Annotated in this window: 12 protein-coding genes; 9 read left to right on the forward strand and 3 right to left on the reverse strand. The window is 70.4% G+C overall.

Features of this window, described 5'->3' with window-relative positions:
• Positions 1–17: 17 nt before the first annotated feature.
• The gene (locus STVA_RS18775) at positions 18–812 is read right to left on the reverse strand and encodes a class II aldolase/adducin family protein (protein WP_123693247.1); all 795 of its coding nucleotides are present in this window, start codon (positions 810–812) and stop codon (positions 18–20) included.
• A gap of 314 nt (positions 813–1,126) precedes the next feature.
• Here STVA_RS18775 and STVA_RS18780 point away from each other — a divergent pair, with 314 nt between their 5' ends.
• The 7 genes from STVA_RS18780 to STVA_RS18810 all read left to right on the forward strand — a co-directional run bounded on the left by STVA_RS18780 (position 1,127) and on the right by STVA_RS18810 (position 10,802).
• Positions 1,127–1,336 carry a cold-shock protein gene (locus STVA_RS18780; RefSeq protein ID WP_123693245.1) on the forward strand — a complete coding sequence of 70 codons (210 nt, stop codon included), beginning with the start codon at positions 1,127–1,129 and terminating at the stop codon, positions 1,334–1,336.
• Between the two features lie 206 nt (positions 1,337–1,542).
• Entirely contained in the window at positions 1,543–2,544 is a 1,002-nt protein-coding gene (locus STVA_RS18785) for an autoinducer 2 ABC transporter substrate-binding protein (protein ID WP_123693243.1), read from the forward strand.
• Positions 2,545–2,577: 33 nt separating this feature from the next.
• Positions 2,578–4,062, forward strand: coding sequence for a sugar ABC transporter ATP-binding protein (locus STVA_RS18790; protein WP_123693241.1), 1,485 nt, complete (start codon positions 2,578–2,580; stop codon positions 4,060–4,062).
• Entirely contained in the window at positions 4,055–5,065 is a 1,011-nt protein-coding gene (locus STVA_RS18795; RefSeq protein WP_197735674.1) for an ABC transporter permease, read from the forward strand. Before STVA_RS18790 ends, STVA_RS18795 begins: the two co-directional genes overlap by 8 nt.
• Entirely contained in the window at positions 5,062–6,054 is a 993-nt protein-coding gene (locus tag STVA_RS18800) for an ABC transporter permease (RefSeq protein ID WP_123693237.1), read from the forward strand. The genes STVA_RS18795 and STVA_RS18800 overlap by 4 nt, the downstream gene beginning before the upstream one ends.
• Positions 6,051–7,358 (forward strand): metallophosphoesterase family protein, encoded by a 1,308-nt coding sequence (locus STVA_RS18805; protein WP_179955408.1) that lies wholly within the window; start codon positions 6,051–6,053, stop codon positions 7,356–7,358. The genes STVA_RS18800 and STVA_RS18805 overlap by 4 nt, the downstream gene beginning before the upstream one ends.
• Positions 7,359–7,361: 3 nt before the next feature.
• Positions 7,362–10,802, forward strand: a complete 3,441-nt coding sequence (locus STVA_RS18810) for an ATP-binding protein (protein ID WP_123693235.1) — start codon at positions 7,362–7,364, stop codon at positions 10,800–10,802.
• Between the two features lie 22 nt (positions 10,803–10,824).
• Here STVA_RS18810 and STVA_RS18815 read toward each other — a convergent pair whose 3' ends face one another.
• Positions 10,825–11,808, reverse strand: a complete 984-nt coding sequence (locus STVA_RS18815; RefSeq protein ID WP_123693233.1) for a quinone oxidoreductase family protein — start codon at positions 11,806–11,808, stop codon at positions 10,825–10,827.
• Between the two features lie 143 nt (positions 11,809–11,951).
• Here STVA_RS18815 and STVA_RS18820 point away from each other — a divergent pair, with 143 nt between their 5' ends.
• On the forward strand, positions 11,952–12,443 hold the full coding sequence (locus STVA_RS18820; RefSeq protein ID WP_123693231.1) for a DUF1499 domain-containing protein: 492 nt from the start codon (positions 11,952–11,954) through the stop codon (positions 12,441–12,443).
• Positions 12,444–12,449: 6 nt separating this feature from the next.
• On the opposite strand, the gene STVA_RS18825 is transcribed toward STVA_RS18820, so the two are convergent.
• Positions 12,450–13,322, reverse strand: a complete 873-nt coding sequence (locus tag STVA_RS18825; protein WP_123693229.1) for an AraC family transcriptional regulator — start codon at positions 13,320–13,322, stop codon at positions 12,450–12,452.
• A gap of 146 nt (positions 13,323–13,468) precedes the next feature.
• Between STVA_RS18825 and STVA_RS18830 the strand changes: the two genes are divergently transcribed.
• Positions 13,469–14,221 carry an SDR family oxidoreductase gene (locus STVA_RS18830; protein ID WP_123693227.1) on the forward strand — a complete coding sequence of 251 codons (753 nt, stop codon included), beginning with the start codon at positions 13,469–13,471 and terminating at the stop codon, positions 14,219–14,221.
• Positions 14,222–14,223 lie beyond the last annotated feature (2 nt).

Below are 14,223 nucleotides of genomic sequence, written 5' to 3' on the forward strand. Positions count from 1 at the left end.
CGTTGGGCCGCCCCGGTTCAGGCGTCGTAGCCGGGGCTGATCCGGTCCAGCTTGCGCAGCAGGGCCGGCCATTCCATTACGCCATAGGGCCGGCGCGTCTGCGGCTGGTAGTTCATGTAGGTCGCCTGTAGCACGTCGTCCGGCACCGGGCGCAGCGGCTGACCGGTCGACAGCGCGGCCAGTTGCGCCTTGCAGGACAGTTCCAGCCGGTGCATGGCGTTGAAGGCCTCCGGGATCGTGTTGCCGGTGGTCAGCAGGCCGTGGTTGCGCAGGATGAGCGCGTTGTGCCCGCCGAGATCGGCCACCAGTTCGTCCTGCATGGCGAGGTCCAGCACCACGCCCTTGTACTCATGATAGCCAACCTGCACGAACCGCATGGAGGTCTGGTTCATCGGCAGCAGCCCGCATTCCAGCGACGACACCGCCATGCCGGGCCAGGTGTGGGTATGGATGACGCAGTCGGTCTCGTGCCGCGCCTTGTGGATGGCGCTATGGATGACGAAGCCGGCCCGGTTCACGCCATACTCGAAGTCGCCATAGCCGGGGCGGGCTAGGATGTTGCCATCATAGTCGACTTTGATCAGCGAGGAGGCGGTGATCTCCTCGTACAGCATGCCGTAGGGGTTGATGAGGAACGCGCCGTCCTCCCCCGGCACGCGGGCGGAAATGTGGTTCGCCGCCATGTCCGACATCTCGTAGATATCAAGCAGGCGATAGCAGGCTGCGAGGTCGATCCGCGCCTGCCATTCCTCCGGCGTCACCCGATTGTGCATCGATTCGATGCGAAGCTGCTTCCTGGCCGTGCTCGCCATGATCCGGTTTTCCTCAATGGAACATGCATTTGACGGTAGAATAGCGCGATTGCCGACAGATCGCGCGGGTACGACGGAAAAAACGGCGAGCGGAGAAGGCCGTGATGGTCTATGGTACCCGGAGTGTGCCGTTGCACACATCGTCATCCTGCTCTCGGCCTAGCGAAGCCGACTGCCTCACGTTCTGTCTGGCTCCGCGGCCGGGGTGATCCGGGCGGGCAGCAAAACCGATAGATCGGATGGCGCATTACGACAGACGTAGGACGCGTCGCCCCAGGTGACGTGTCCTTGCGCCTATCACCGGAGTTACGAGAATGCCTGTCGGTACCGTCAAGTGGTTCAACAGCACCAAGGGTTACGGTTTCATTCAGCCTGACAATGGCGGGCCGGATGTGTTCGTCCATATTTCCGCCGTCGAGCGCGCGGGCATGGGCAATCTGGCCGAAGGCCAGAAGATCTCCTTCGAGGAGCAGCGCGATCCCAAGCGCGGCAAGACCTCGGCCGAGAATCTGAAGGCCGTCTGAACTCAGCCCGTCTGAGTTTCAGGCAGACCCTGAGATGAGAACGCCGCCACCTTCGGGTGGCGGCGTTTTTCGTTCTGGCGTCGGCCGGGCCGACGCCTCGCCTCGGGCGGATCAAGTTCCCTGTTGAGCCGGCGGGAGTCCCGGGCCTAGACGAGAGGGGGCGAGGCCGCCGGCGCAACCAGGCGGCCCGTTTCGGAGGAAGCCCCATGAACAGACGTCGGATGTTGTCGCTGCTGGCGGCGGGTGCCGCTGGCGGGGTACTGGGCCTGCCGCACCTGGCCGCCGCACAGGACCGCCGGACCATGGTGACGGTGGTGAAGATCGCCGGCATCCCCTGGTTCAACGCGCTGGAGCGCGGCGTGCTGCGCGGTGCCAAGGAATTCGACCTGGCCGCATCCATGATCGGCCCGGCCAATGTCGACCCCGCCCAGCAGGTGAAGCTGCTGGAGGACCTGATCGCGCGCAAGGTAGACGTCATCGGCCTGGTGCCGCTGGACGTGAAGGTGACCGAGCCGGTGCTGCGTCGCGCCCAGGCCGGCGGCATCACCGTCATCACCCATGAGGGACCCGAACAGGAAGGGCGGACCTGGAACGTCGAGCTGATCGATTCCGTCAGCTTCGGCGAGGAGCAGATGAAGAAGCTCGCCGCCGAGATGAAGGAACAGGGCGAATACGTCATCTATGTCGGCACGCTGACGACGCCGCTCCACAACAAATGGGCCGACGCCGCCATCGCCTACCAGAAGAAGCACTATCCCAAGATGAAGCTGGCGACCGACCGCTTCCCCGGCGGCGACGAGATCGACACCTCGCAGCGCACGACGCTGGACGTCATCAAGGCCTATCCCAACGTGCGCGGCATCCTGGGCTTCGGATCCAACGGGCCGATCGGCGCCGGCAATGCGGTGCGTCAGCGGCGGCTGGGCCAGCGCATCGCCATCGTCGGCACCGTGCTGCCGTCGCAGGCCAAGCCCCTGATCATGGACGGCACCATCCGCGAGGGCTTCCTGTGGAGCCCGAACGACGCCGGCTATGCCATGGTCGCGGTCGCCAAGCTGGTGCTGGACGGTCGCAAGATCGAGGACGGGATGGTCATCCCCGGCCTGGGAAAGGCCGTCGTCGACGTGCCCAACCGCCAGATCCGCGTCGACCGGATCATGCGGATCAACAAGCAGACGGTGGACGGGCTGATCGCCCAGGGCCTGTGAGCGCGGGGGGCCTGTAAGCGCGGGCGGGAGCCGATGCCGCCTTTCCTGGAACTGAGAGGAATCACCAAGCGGTTCGGCGGCGTCCGCGCGCTGGACGCCGTCGACCTGGAGATCGCATCGGGCGAGGTGCACGGCCTCGTCGGCCAGAATGGCTGCGGCAAGTCCACCCTGATCAAGATCATCGCCGGGGTGGAGGCGCCCGAGGCGGGCGGCACCATCACGCTCGACGGGCAGACGCGCGCGCGCCTGACGCCGGCCGAGAGCCGGCGGCTCGGCATCCAGGTGATCTACCAGGACCTGTCGCTCTTCCCCAACCTGTCGGTGGCCGAGAACATCGCCATCGGCCGCATGCCGGGCGGTCTCGGGCGGGTCGACCAACGGGCCATGCGCGCCACGGCCGCGGCCGCGCTGGACCGGCTTGGGGTGGCGCTGGCCCTGGATGCGACCGTGGGCGAACTGGCCATCGCCGACCGCCAACTGGTGGCGATCTGCCGGGCGATGGCCGAGGACGCGCGCCTGCTGATCATGGACGAGCCGACCGCCTCGCTGACCCGGCGCGAGGTCGAGGTGCTGGCCGGCCGCATGGCCGACCTGGCGCGGCGCGGCATCGCCGTCCTCTTCGTCAGCCACCGGCTGGAGGAGGTGCTGGAGGTATCGGCGCGCGTCACCGTGCTGCGCGACGGCGCCAAGGTCGGCACCTTCGCGCCGGCCGATCTCGACGAGGACCGGCTGACCCGGCTGATGACGGGCCGCCAGTTCCACTACGCCATCCGCGACGGCGCGACGCCCGCCGGCCGGGTGGTGCTGGCGGTCGACGGGCTGTCGCGAGCGGGCGAGTTCCAGGATATCGACCTGCGGCTCCATGCCGGCGAGGTGGTGGGCCTGACCGGCCGGCTGGGCGCCGGGCGGACCGAGCTGGCACTGGCCATCTTCGGCATGACCGCGGCCGACCGCGGCACCATCCGGCTCGACGGCCAGCCCCTGCCCCCAGGCTCCAACCGGGCGGCCATCGCGGGCGGCGTCGCCTACGTCTCGGAGGACCGGCTGACCTGCGGCCTGGCACTGGAACGGCCGGTCGGCGACAACCTGGTCGTCACCATCCTCGACCGGCTGGCCGGGCGGGCAGGCCTGATCCCGGCCGCACGGCGGGCAGGTGCGGTGCGCGACGGGATCGCCCGGCTGGCGATCAAGGCGGCCCGGCCGGAGATTGCCGTGCGCACGCTGTCCGGCGGCAACCAGCAGCGGGTCGTGCTGGCCAAGTGGCTGGCGACGGGGCCGCGCCTGCTGATCCTCGACAGCCCGACGGTCGGCGTCGACATCGGCGCCAAGGACGGCATCTACGCCCTCCTGCGCGAGCTGGCGGCCGAGGGGCTGGCGATCCTCCTCATCTCCGACGAGATCGCCGAGGTGCTGCACCATGCCGACCGGGTGCTGGTGATGCGGGCCGGGCGGATCGCCGGCGAGTACCGGCCGGCCGCCACCACGACGGGCGAGCTGCGGGCGGCCATCGATGGTTGACCGCGCGATGGGCGATAAGCTGGCCCGCCTGGTCCGCACGCACGAGTTCCGCCTGCTGCTGGCAACCCTGGCCCTGGCCACGGGCCTGTCGATCGCGACCGACACCTTCCTGACGGCGCAGAACCTGTTCGACCTGCTGACCGCCAACGCCTTCGCCGGCATCCTGGCGGCGGGATTGCTGGTGGTGCTGGTGGCGGGCGGGATCGACATCTCCTTCACCGCCACGGCGTCGGTCGCGCAGTACCTGGCGATGACGGCAGCCAACGCCTGGGGCCTCGACTGGGCCAGCGTGTTCGCCATCGGCATCCTGGCCGGGGCGGCCTGCGGGGCGATCAACGCCGCGCTCATCGAGGGCCTGCGCATTCCCGGCATCATCGTCACCATCGCGACGCTGAACGTCTTCTACGGCCTGCTCGTCTTCACCACGGGCGGCCGCTACATCTATGCCCTGCCCGACTGGTTCGCCCAGGGCATCTGGTGGTTCGAATATGTCGATGCCGAACAGATCCCCTACGGCCTGAACCTGCAGATCCTGCTGCTGGTCCTGGCCTTCGCGGCCACCGCCTGGCTGCTGAACCGGACCGGCGTCGGCCGGCGCATCCGCGCGCTGGGCGGCAACCGCGAGGCCGCCCGCCGGCTGGGCTTCCCCGTCTTCGGCCTCAACCTGCTGGCCTATGGCTACATGGGCATGATGGCCGGCATCGCCTCGCTGGCCCAGGCCCAACTGGCACAATCCGTCGCCCCCACCGTCCTGGTCGGGCGCGAGTTGGACGTGCTGGCGGCGGTGGTCCTGGGCGGGGCCAGCCTGAATGGCGGCATCGGCTCGGTCACGGGCACCATCCTCGGCCTGACGCTGCTGGCGATCATGCAGAACGGGCTGGTGCTGGCGGGCGTGTCCTCCTACTGGTCGCCCTTCTTCACCGGGCTGGTGATCCTGCTCTCGGTCTCGACCGCGGCATTGGAGCACCGGCGGCGACCGGCCTCGGTCGGGGCCGCGGCATGACCGGCTGGCGCGGCCTGCTTTCCGGTGCGGGCGACGGCACCAACCGCGCCCTCCTGGCGACGATCGCGGCCGCCATGCTCGCCTTCGGCCTGGTGGTCGGCGACGGATTCTTCAGTTTCGCGGCCATGCGGTCGATGGCGTTCCAGATGCCGGAGCTGGGCATCCTGTCCCTGGCGATGATGGTGACGCTGCTGTCGGGCGGCATCAACCTGGCGGTGATCGCGACCGCCAACCTCTCGGCGCTGGCCATGGCCTGGGTGCTAACGGGTTTCGTGCCGGGCAGCGAGGGGCCCGCCTGGGTCGCCTGGCAAGGGGCAGCGATCGCCGCCGGCTTTGCCGTGGCGGCCGCCGCCGGCCTGCTGAACGGCGTGCTGATCGCCTATCTGCGCGTGTCGCCGATCCTGGCGACGCTGGGCACGATGACGCTGCTGAAAGGGCTGGCGATCGGGCTGACGCGCGGCGAGGTGCTGTCGGGCTTTCCCGAGCCGATCCTCTACCTGGGCAACGGTACCCTCCTGGGCGTGCCGGCCGGCCTCTACCTGTTCGCGGCCACGGCGGTCCTGGTCGCCATCATCCTCGGCCGCACACCGCTGGGTGCGGCCATCGTCATGATCGGCTCGAACGAAAAGGCCGCGCGCTTCTCGGGCATCGACACGCGCGCCGTGATCGTGCGCGTCTATCTTATGTCGGGCCTGCTCGCGGGGCTGGCCGCCCTGGTGATGATGGCGCGCTTCAACTCCGCCAATGCCGCCTATGGCGAAAGCTACCTGCTGGTGACGATCCTGGCGGCCGTGCTAGGGGGCACCAATCCGATGGGCGGCGCCGGCCGGGTCGGCGGGCTGGTGCTGGCGCTGGTCCTGCTCCAGGTCGTGTCGTCGGGCTTCAACCAGTTGGATGTCAGCCCGTTCCTGACGCTGGCCATCTGGGGCGTCATTCTGCTGGCCGTGACGGGGCTGGCCGCGCGCCGGGCGCGAGAAGGGACTGTGTGACGAGCTTCCGCTTTCTGCATGCGGCCGACATCCATCTGGACAGTCCGCTGCATGGTCTTTCCCGCTATGACGGGCTTCCGGTCGAGGACATTCGCTCGGCGACCCGGGCGGCCTTCGACAATCTCATCCAGTATGCGATCGACGAACGCGTGAACTTCGTGGTGATCGCGGGCGACCTGTTCGACGGCGAATGGCGCGACATGGGCACCGGGCTCTACTTTGCCCGGGCCATGGGCCGGCTCGACCAGGCCGGCATCCCGGCCTTCGTCCTCGCGGGCAACCACGACGCCGCTTCGACCATCTCACGGACAGTGCCCTGGCCACCCAACGTCCGCCAGTTCGGTTCCCGCAGGCCGGAGACCCATCGCCTGCCGGAACTGGCCGTGGCCGTGCACGGGCAGAGCTTCGCCACGCCGGCGGTCACCGACAACCTGGTCGTCGCCTACCCGCCCGCCGAGGCGCATGCCTTCAACATCGGCGTGCTGCACACCGCGCTGGCCGGGCGGCCGGGGCACGCCACCTACGCGCCCTGCAGCGTCGAGGACCTCCGCTCGAGGGGCTACGACTATTGGGCGCTGGGACACGTGCACGAGTTCGAGATCGTCGGCAGGGAACCCCACATCGTCTTCCCGGGAAACGTGCAGGGACGAACCATCCGCGAGACCGGGCCCAAGGGCGCGGTGCTCGTGACCGTCGTCGACGGCGAGATCGCGGCGGTGGCAAGGGCGGACCTGGACGTCATCCGCTGGATGCGCCTGGAGGTGGACTGCGCCGGCGCGACGCTCGAGGAGATTGCCGATCGCGTCCGCGCCGAGCTGGGGCGCGCCCACGGGGCCAACGGGACCGGGCGCCCGCTGGTCGCGCGGGTCAGCCTGGTCGGGGCAATGGCCGAAGCCGGGGCGCTGCACGATCGCGCGCCGCTCCTGCGGGACAATGTGCGCGCGATCGCCGCCTCGATATCGCCGGACCTTCACGTCGAGAAGGTGAAGGTGCTGGTGACCCAGCCGGTCGCCGAACACCCCGCCGCTCTGGGTGGCGATATCGCGGGACTGATCGACGAAGGCGCCTCCGACCCGGAGCTGATCGGCGCGATCAAGGCGGACCTGGAACGCTTCATGGTCGCCGCGGACGCCACGCTCGGCCCCTGCGAAGATGGCAACCTGGGCGAAGATGGCGGCCCGCTTGAAGATGGCGAGTTGCACGATGATGGCGGGCTGCGCCTTCTGGCGTCGCAGGGCGACTGGCCGGCGATTCTCCGGACGGCATCGCTGGCCCTGCGCTCCCGCCTGACGCGGGAGGCCTGATCCATGCGCTTCTCCCGCCTGTCGCTGGAACGATACGGCCGCTTCGAGGGCTGCGAGCTGGCCTTCCGCGGCGGCAGCCCCGACCTGCACATCATCTATGGGGCGAACGAAGCCGGCAAGACGACCGCGCTGTCCGCCGTGTCGGACCTGCTCTTCGGGTTCCCGCTTCGATCGCCCTACAATTTCCTGTTCGACTATGCGCTGCTTCGCGTCGGGGCCACGCTCGAGGACGACGGCCGCACCCTCGTCTGTCGCCGAAAGAAGGGGACGGGCGCCACGCTGCTGAACGGCGACGACGCCGCCATCGACGAAGCGCCGCTGACCGCGATGCTGAAGGGGCAGGCGCGCGACACCTTCGGCCTGTCGTTCAGCCTGGACCAGGATGCGTTGCGATCGGGCGGCCGGGCGATGGTCGAAGCCAGGAACGACCTTGGCCGAGCCCTGTTCGCGGCCGGCTCGGGACTGACCGGCGTCGCCGACGAGTTGAAGAAGCTGGAAACGGAGGCGGACGCGATCTGGGCTTCGTCGACCGCGCAACGCCGCACCTTCACCCAGGCGCAGAAACAGCTCACCGACGCCCTGCGCGTGGTCCGCCAGGAGGCCCTGAAGCCGAAGGCCTGGACCGAGGCACGACAGGCAACCGAACGCGCCCGCGCGGCGCTCGAAGCGGCCCGGAAAGCCCGCGACGAGGTGCAGTCCGAACTGCGGGCGATCGATCGGCTCAGGCGGGTGGCGCCCCTGGTGCGGCAACGCGACGAGCAACTGGAGAGGCTGCGATCCTGCGACGGCGCCATGGATATCGGCAGGCAGAAGGAAGATGCCGCCGAGGCCATCATCATGGAGGCCGACGAGGCCCAGCGCAGGCACGCCGCCGCCGAGCAGTTGCGGGCCGACGCCGCCGACCGTCGCGCCAAGGTCGAGGCCGATCCGGTCATCCTTGCCCGGGCTGAAGACATCGACCAGCTCGTGGCCGATGCCGGTGCGGGCGAGAAGGGCGCGCGCGATCTGGCCCGTCTGGAATCCGAACTGGCCGCGGCCGGGCTGATGGCCGGGCGCCTTCGCGCAGAGGCCGGTGCGAACGCGGATGCCGCGCCGTCCCGGTCGGTCGCGGCCAAGCTGCGCGACCTCGCCCGACGCCATGGCGAGATCGCCGCAGCCGGCATCCAGGTCGCCGAGAGCCGTGCCGACATCGAGGATCGGCGTCGACTTGCCCGGTCGCGACTGGATGGCGCCCCGGCCGAAGCGGCCTTCGATGCGCTCATCGACGCCGTCGATGCGGCCCGGGCGCTGGGTGCAGACGCGGACGCACGCTGCGACAGCGCAGGCCGGAAAGCAGAGACGGCGGCAGTGGCGGTTCCCGCCCTGCTGGCGAGGCTTGCCCCCTGGAGCGGCGCGATCGGCGAACTTCTGGCCCTTCCGCGGGTCGCCGATGCAGAGATCGAATCTGCCCGGACAAATCTCGCGGATATTTCGGCCGACATCCGCCGGGAGGAGGACGAGGCGCGCCGCGCCTCCGACCAGGCTGCGGCAGTGGTGCTGCAGATCGCGCAGCTCGGAATCGGGGCGGCCGTCTCGCCCGAGGAGATCGCCTCGGCGAGGGCCGATCGCCAGCGGCATTGGCAGCCGATCCGCGACCACGTCCTTTCGGGCACGGCACTGCCATCGCCCGCCACCGCCGTTGCCGGGTTCGAGGCCAGTGTCCATCACGCGGACGAGCGGATGGAGCGCCGCTTCACGCTCGCCGACGCGTCCAGCCGCCTGTCCCTGTACGAACACAACCGGGCGGCACTCAATCTCGAGGCGGAGCAGGCGCAAGCGCGCGCCGAAGCCGGCCGGCGCCGGTACGCCGAGGCGCTGGAGGCATGGTGCGGCCGCCTGTCGGCGGTCGCCCTGCCGGCGATGGCGGCGGCCCAATTCTCGACCTGGCAGGCCGGCCGGGACGCCGTCGAAGCCGCACACGCGCAGACGATCGAACTGCGGTCCGACCACGATGCGATCGTCGCGCGTCGCGACGGCAGCCGCCGGGCCTTGTCGGCCGCACTCGGTCTGCCCGACACCGGCGGACCGCTTGCGCCGGTACTGGCCTCCGCCGAGCGGCGGCGCGGCGAACTCGAGGAAGCGAGCCAGCAGCGTCGGCTGGCCCGGGAGCAGCTCCGGCAGATCGACGTCGATATCGCTGCCATCGACCGGCGCCAGCAGCGGCTGGACGCCGATGCCGCCGCCAACGCCGCTGCCTGGGGCGCCGCCCTGGCCGAAGCGGGGCTGGTGATCGACGCGGTTACCTGCGGTCCCGTTCTGGACTTGCTGGATGGGCTGCGCGAGGCGGCCAGGCTGGAAGCGGACCTTCACCGCCGCGTCGAGGGCATCCGGCGCGACGCACGAGGACATGTGGCGAGGGTGGAGGCCGTGGCCGATGGATGCGGCGTCGCCCCGGCCGACACCCAGGTGCGCCTGCGCGCGCTCCGGGACCGACTGGCCGCCGCGCGGGCCGCTGCCACCCTGGCGGGATCGCTCGAGGAGGAAGAGCGTCGCCGCGCCGACCAGGTCAACGAGGCGGCTGCGAAACTGAAGGCGGCCGACGACGCTTTGGCGCCGCTTCTTGCCGAAACGGCATCGGCGGATCGAGCCGGCCTGGCGGCTGCGATCGAGCGATCCCGTGCCAGGCGGCGGATCGTCGAGGAACTGGCATCCACGGAACGCCGGATCCTCGAGGAGGGCGACGGCCTGGCGCTGGATGCGCTCGTGGGCAGGGTCGCCGGTTCCGACATCGACCAGATCGCCAACCGCGTGGTGGCGCTCGACGCCCGCCTGAATGCGCTGAACGACGAAACCGATCTTGCCGCCACCGCACACGGCGATGCCCGCTCGGCGTTCGCGGCCCTGGATACCGGCGGGACGTCAGCGGTCGATGCGGCGGCGGACGCCGAGCAGGCCCGGGCCGAACTCGAGGTGCTGGCCGAGCAGTACATTCTCCGGCGGGCCCAGGCGGTCACCCTGAAATGGGCCATCGAGAAGTATCGCGCGCGTCATCAGGACCCGCTGCTGCTGCGCGCAGCCGAGCTGTTCTCGACCCTGACGGCCGGCCGCTACGCGATGCTGCGGGTCGAGGCCGATGGCCCCACCCCGCGGCTGCTGGGCCTGCGCGACGATGGGCGCACCGCGGTCGAGGTCGGCGCGATGAGCGAGGGCACCACCGATCAGCTATTCCTGGCCTTGCGACTGGCAGCCCTGGAGCGATCGGTCGCGGCCGGCATAAGACTGCCGTTCCTGGCCGACGATCTGTTCGTGAACTTCGACGACCAGCGCGCGGAAGCCGGCTTCAAGGTCCTGGCGGAAGTGGCCAGGTCGACGCAGGTCCTCTTCTTCACCCATCACCCGCACCTGGCGGCGATCGCCCGGAGCGTGGTCGGCGCCGACCTTCACTCGGAGTGCGCCCTCAACTGACAGCCGTCCGGCGCTGGAAGCCCTACGGCACCAGCACCGTCGCCCCCACCGTTTGCCGGCCCTCGATGGCGCGATGCGCGTCGGCCACGTCGGCCAGGGCGTAGCGCGCGCCGACATGGGCGGTGACGGCACCCGCGGCGACGGCCGCGAAAAGCTCGGCCGCGTTGGCGCGCAGGTCGGCCGGGTCGGCATTGTGCGGGAAGACCGAAGGCCGGGTCAGGAACAGGCAGCCCTTGCGGTTCAGCAGTTCCGGCTCGATCGCCGGCGCCGGGCCGGACGCGCCGCCATAGACCACCACCAGGCCGAAGGGTGCCGCGCAGTCCAGCGAATGCAGCAGCGTGTCGCGCCCGACCGAATCATAGACGACGCGGGCCTTGCGCCCGCCGGTGGCGGCCAGCATCCGCTCGGGCCAGCCGGCCGCGGTCGTCACCACGACATGGTCGCAGCCGGCCGCCAGCGCGGATGCCCGCTTGCCCTCCGACCCGACCCCGCCCACGACGACGGCGCCCAGCGCCTTGGCCCAGGCCGACAGAATGAGGCCGACGCCGCCGGCCGCCGCATGGACGAAGACGACCTCGCCCGGGGCCACCCGGTGGGTCTTGCGCAGCAGGTACTGTGCCGTCATCCCCTTGAAGATGAGGGCGGCCGCGTCCTCGTCGGACAGCGTGTCGGGCACCGGCACCAGCCGGTCGGCCGCCACCACCCGGCGATCGGCATAGGCGCCGATGCCGGCATTGATGTAGGCGACCCGGTCGCCCGGCCGGAGGCCCTCGACCCCCGGCCCCACCGCCTCGACGACGCCGGCCGCCTCATGCCCCAGCCCGGTCGGCAGCGGCAGCGGGTAGCCGCCGCCCTTGCGCTGGCTGATGTCGATGAAGTTGATGCCGATGGCGGCATGGCGCACCTGCGCCTGGCCCGCCCCCGGCGGCGCCAGCTCCTCGGTCGCCATTTCCATGACCTCCGGGCCGCCGAACGCCCGCACCCGCACCACCCGCGCCGTCGCCATGCCACTTCCTCCCCACGCCGCCTGCCTTGCCGGTCACGTCCCCGGATCGCCAGCATCGACGACCCCTGCTAGGAAGGGAACCGCAATCACGCGCACGGGGTTGGCGGTTGGGCGCAGGACGGCATACCGTAAGGATCTTGGCCATGCTGATCGGCCTGTCGGCCGCCGCTATCCTGTTCGTCGTCCTGGCATTCTTCGCGATCGGCCCGGAACGCGTCTGGCGCCTCGCCGGCCCGGCCGACCTCGGCCCCGTCGCGTTCGAGACGCTGGAGCGGCGCACCACCCCCAACGACGCGCTGGCCTGCCCGCCCGGCCTGTGTCGCGCCAGGAGCGACCGCGAACCCCCGATATTCGCGATGCCAGCGGCCGAACTGCGCCAGGCATTCGCCCGGGTCATGGCCGCCGAGCCACGCGTGGAGCGGCTGGCCGTAGACGAAGAGACGCTGACCGAGCGCTGGGTGCAGCGCAGCCGGGTGATGCGGTTCCCGGATACGGTCAATGTCCGCTTCGTCGACCTGGGCGAGGGCCGCTCGACCCTGGCGCTCTATTCCCGCTCCCAACTCGGCAGCGACGACATGGGCGTGAACCGGGCCAGGATCGAGCGCTGGCTCGATCGGCTGGCCGCCGGCCCCTGACGCCCCCTACCCCCGCTCGGCCAGCGGCATGAACACGTCGGTCAGCCACTCGGCCGGCGGCAGCACCCGGCAGTCGTTCAGGTATTCCTCGACGCAGGGCCGGTCGGCCGGCTCCTCGCCGCTGCCGGGCAGCCAGTCGCGGTAGAGCCGGCGGTAGGTGCGCTCCAGCTCCGCATAGGGGCCGCGATGGCGCAGGACGGCGTGGCGGCCGCCGGCGATTTCCAGCATGCGCACACCGTCCGGCAGCGTGGTGCCAGGCGGCACGGTCATGCAGGCGTCCGCGCGCAGGCGGTCCTTGGCGACCGAACTGGGATCGTCGTGGAAGATGCCGAAGAAGCGGGTGTCGGCGCCGATCACCCCGCTACTGCCGGCCCAGGCCTGCAGCCGCTCGAAAGCGTGGCCGATCTCCTGGTAGTCGCCAGAATGGGCGATGGCGGCGACGCGGACGGGTTCGGTCGAGCGGATGGCGACATCGGTCATGGCGGGCGTTCCCTTGGGCGCGGACATGGGTGGCGCATCGAGCGGCCCGCGCGCGCGATAGGCGGCGGGCGGGATGCCATAGGTGGACGAGAAGGCGCGGGTGAAGGCGGCGACGCCGGAATAGCCGGCGCGGCGGGCGACGCGGGGGATGGGCAACAGCCCCTCCACCAGTTCGGCCGCGGCGCGGTGGAGGCGGCGGCGGCGCACCGTGTCGGTCACCGTCTCGCCCATCGTCGCGCGATAGATGCGATGGAAGTGGCAGGGCGAGAAGCAGGCGACCGCCGCCAGGCGCTCCAGGTCCAGGTCCTCGTCCAGGTGGCGGCCGATATGGTCGACCACCCGCTCGATCCGGCGGCGGTACTGGAGGGTCGCGCGCTCGCTTTGGGCGGGGTTCGTCATGGGGAAAGGATAGCGGCAGCCCGCTTTGCCCCGCTTGCGAATATCGGGGGCTTGACGCTGCCGCCCCGGGTGCGATCCCTTCGGGGCGCCCTGCCCGTCCGGGTGGTGGACAAGAATTCGCACACTCCGAGGAAGGAACGCCCGACATGCAGTCGCTGGAAGGAAAGATCGCCTGGGTCACCGGCGCCGGGACCGGCATCGGCGAGGCAACCGCCGAGACTCTGGCGGCGGCCGGCATGGTCGTCATCCTGTCCGGCCGGCGCCAGGAGCCGCTGGACGCGGTGGCCGCGCGCATCGCCAAGGCCGGCGGCAAGGCCGAGGTGGCCGCGCTCGACGTGGTCGACGGCGATGCCTGCCAGGCGATCGCCGACGGCATCGTCGCCCGCCATGGCCGCATCGACCTGCTCTTCGCCAATGCCGGCCTCAACATCACCGACCGCACGATGGACGTGCTGAAGCGGCAGGACTTCAAGCTGCTGGTCGATGTGAACCTGACCGGCGCCTACAACACCGTGTCGGCGGTGCTGCCCGCCATGCGCAAGCAGCAGGACGGGCTGATCGTCAACCTCGTGTCCTGGGCCGGGCGCTATGTCGGCAAGGGTGCGGGTGTCGCCTACTGCGCCTCCAAGCACGGCATGCTGGTGCTGAACGAATCGATCAACCAGGAGGAATGCGGCAACGGCATCCGGGCCACCGCCATCTGCCCGGCCGACGTCGACACGCCGATCCTCGACCGCCGCCCGGTGAAGGTGAGCCAGGCCACCCGCGACGTCATCCTGAAGCCGCAGGACCTGGCCGACGCCGTGCTCTACGTGGCGCAGTTGCCGGCCCGGGTCTGCATCAACGAAATCCTGATCAGCCCGACCAAGAACAAGACCTACCTGCCGAACCTGCCCTGATG

Source organism: Stella humosa (assembly GCF_006738645.1).
In the GTDB taxonomy this organism is placed as follows: domain Bacteria; phylum Pseudomonadota; class Alphaproteobacteria; order ATCC43930; family Allostellaceae; genus Allostella; species Allostella humosa.

Coding starts and splice junctions, on each gene's coding strand:
- STVA_RS18800 (WP_123693237.1), top strand. CDS start 5,062: ATGACCGGCTGGCGCGGCCTGCTTTCCGGTGCGGGCGACGGCACCAAC.
- STVA_RS18775 (WP_123693247.1), bottom strand. CDS start 812: ATGGCGAGCACGGCCAGGAAGCAGCTTCGCATCGAATCGATGCACAAT.
- STVA_RS18780 (WP_123693245.1), top strand. CDS start 1,127: ATGCCTGTCGGTACCGTCAAGTGGTTCAACAGCACCAAGGGTTACGGT.
- STVA_RS18820 (WP_123693231.1), top strand. CDS start 11,952: ATGCTGATCGGCCTGTCGGCCGCCGCTATCCTGTTCGTCGTCCTGGCA.
- STVA_RS18785 (WP_123693243.1), top strand. CDS start 1,543: ATGAACAGACGTCGGATGTTGTCGCTGCTGGCGGCGGGTGCCGCTGGC.
- STVA_RS18790 (WP_123693241.1), top strand. CDS start 2,578: ATGCCGCCTTTCCTGGAACTGAGAGGAATCACCAAGCGGTTCGGCGGC.
- STVA_RS18830 (WP_123693227.1), top strand. CDS start 13,469: ATGCAGTCGCTGGAAGGAAAGATCGCCTGGGTCACCGGCGCCGGGACC.
- STVA_RS18825 (WP_123693229.1), bottom strand. CDS start 13,322: ATGACGAACCCCGCCCAAAGCGAGCGCGCGACCCTCCAGTACCGCCGC.
- STVA_RS18795 (WP_197735674.1), top strand. CDS start 4,055: ATGGTTGACCGCGCGATGGGCGATAAGCTGGCCCGCCTGGTCCGCACG.
- STVA_RS18810 (WP_123693235.1), top strand. CDS start 7,362: ATGCGCTTCTCCCGCCTGTCGCTGGAACGATACGGCCGCTTCGAGGGC.
- STVA_RS18815 (WP_123693233.1), bottom strand. CDS start 11,808: ATGGCGACGGCGCGGGTGGTGCGGGTGCGGGCGTTCGGCGGCCCGGAG.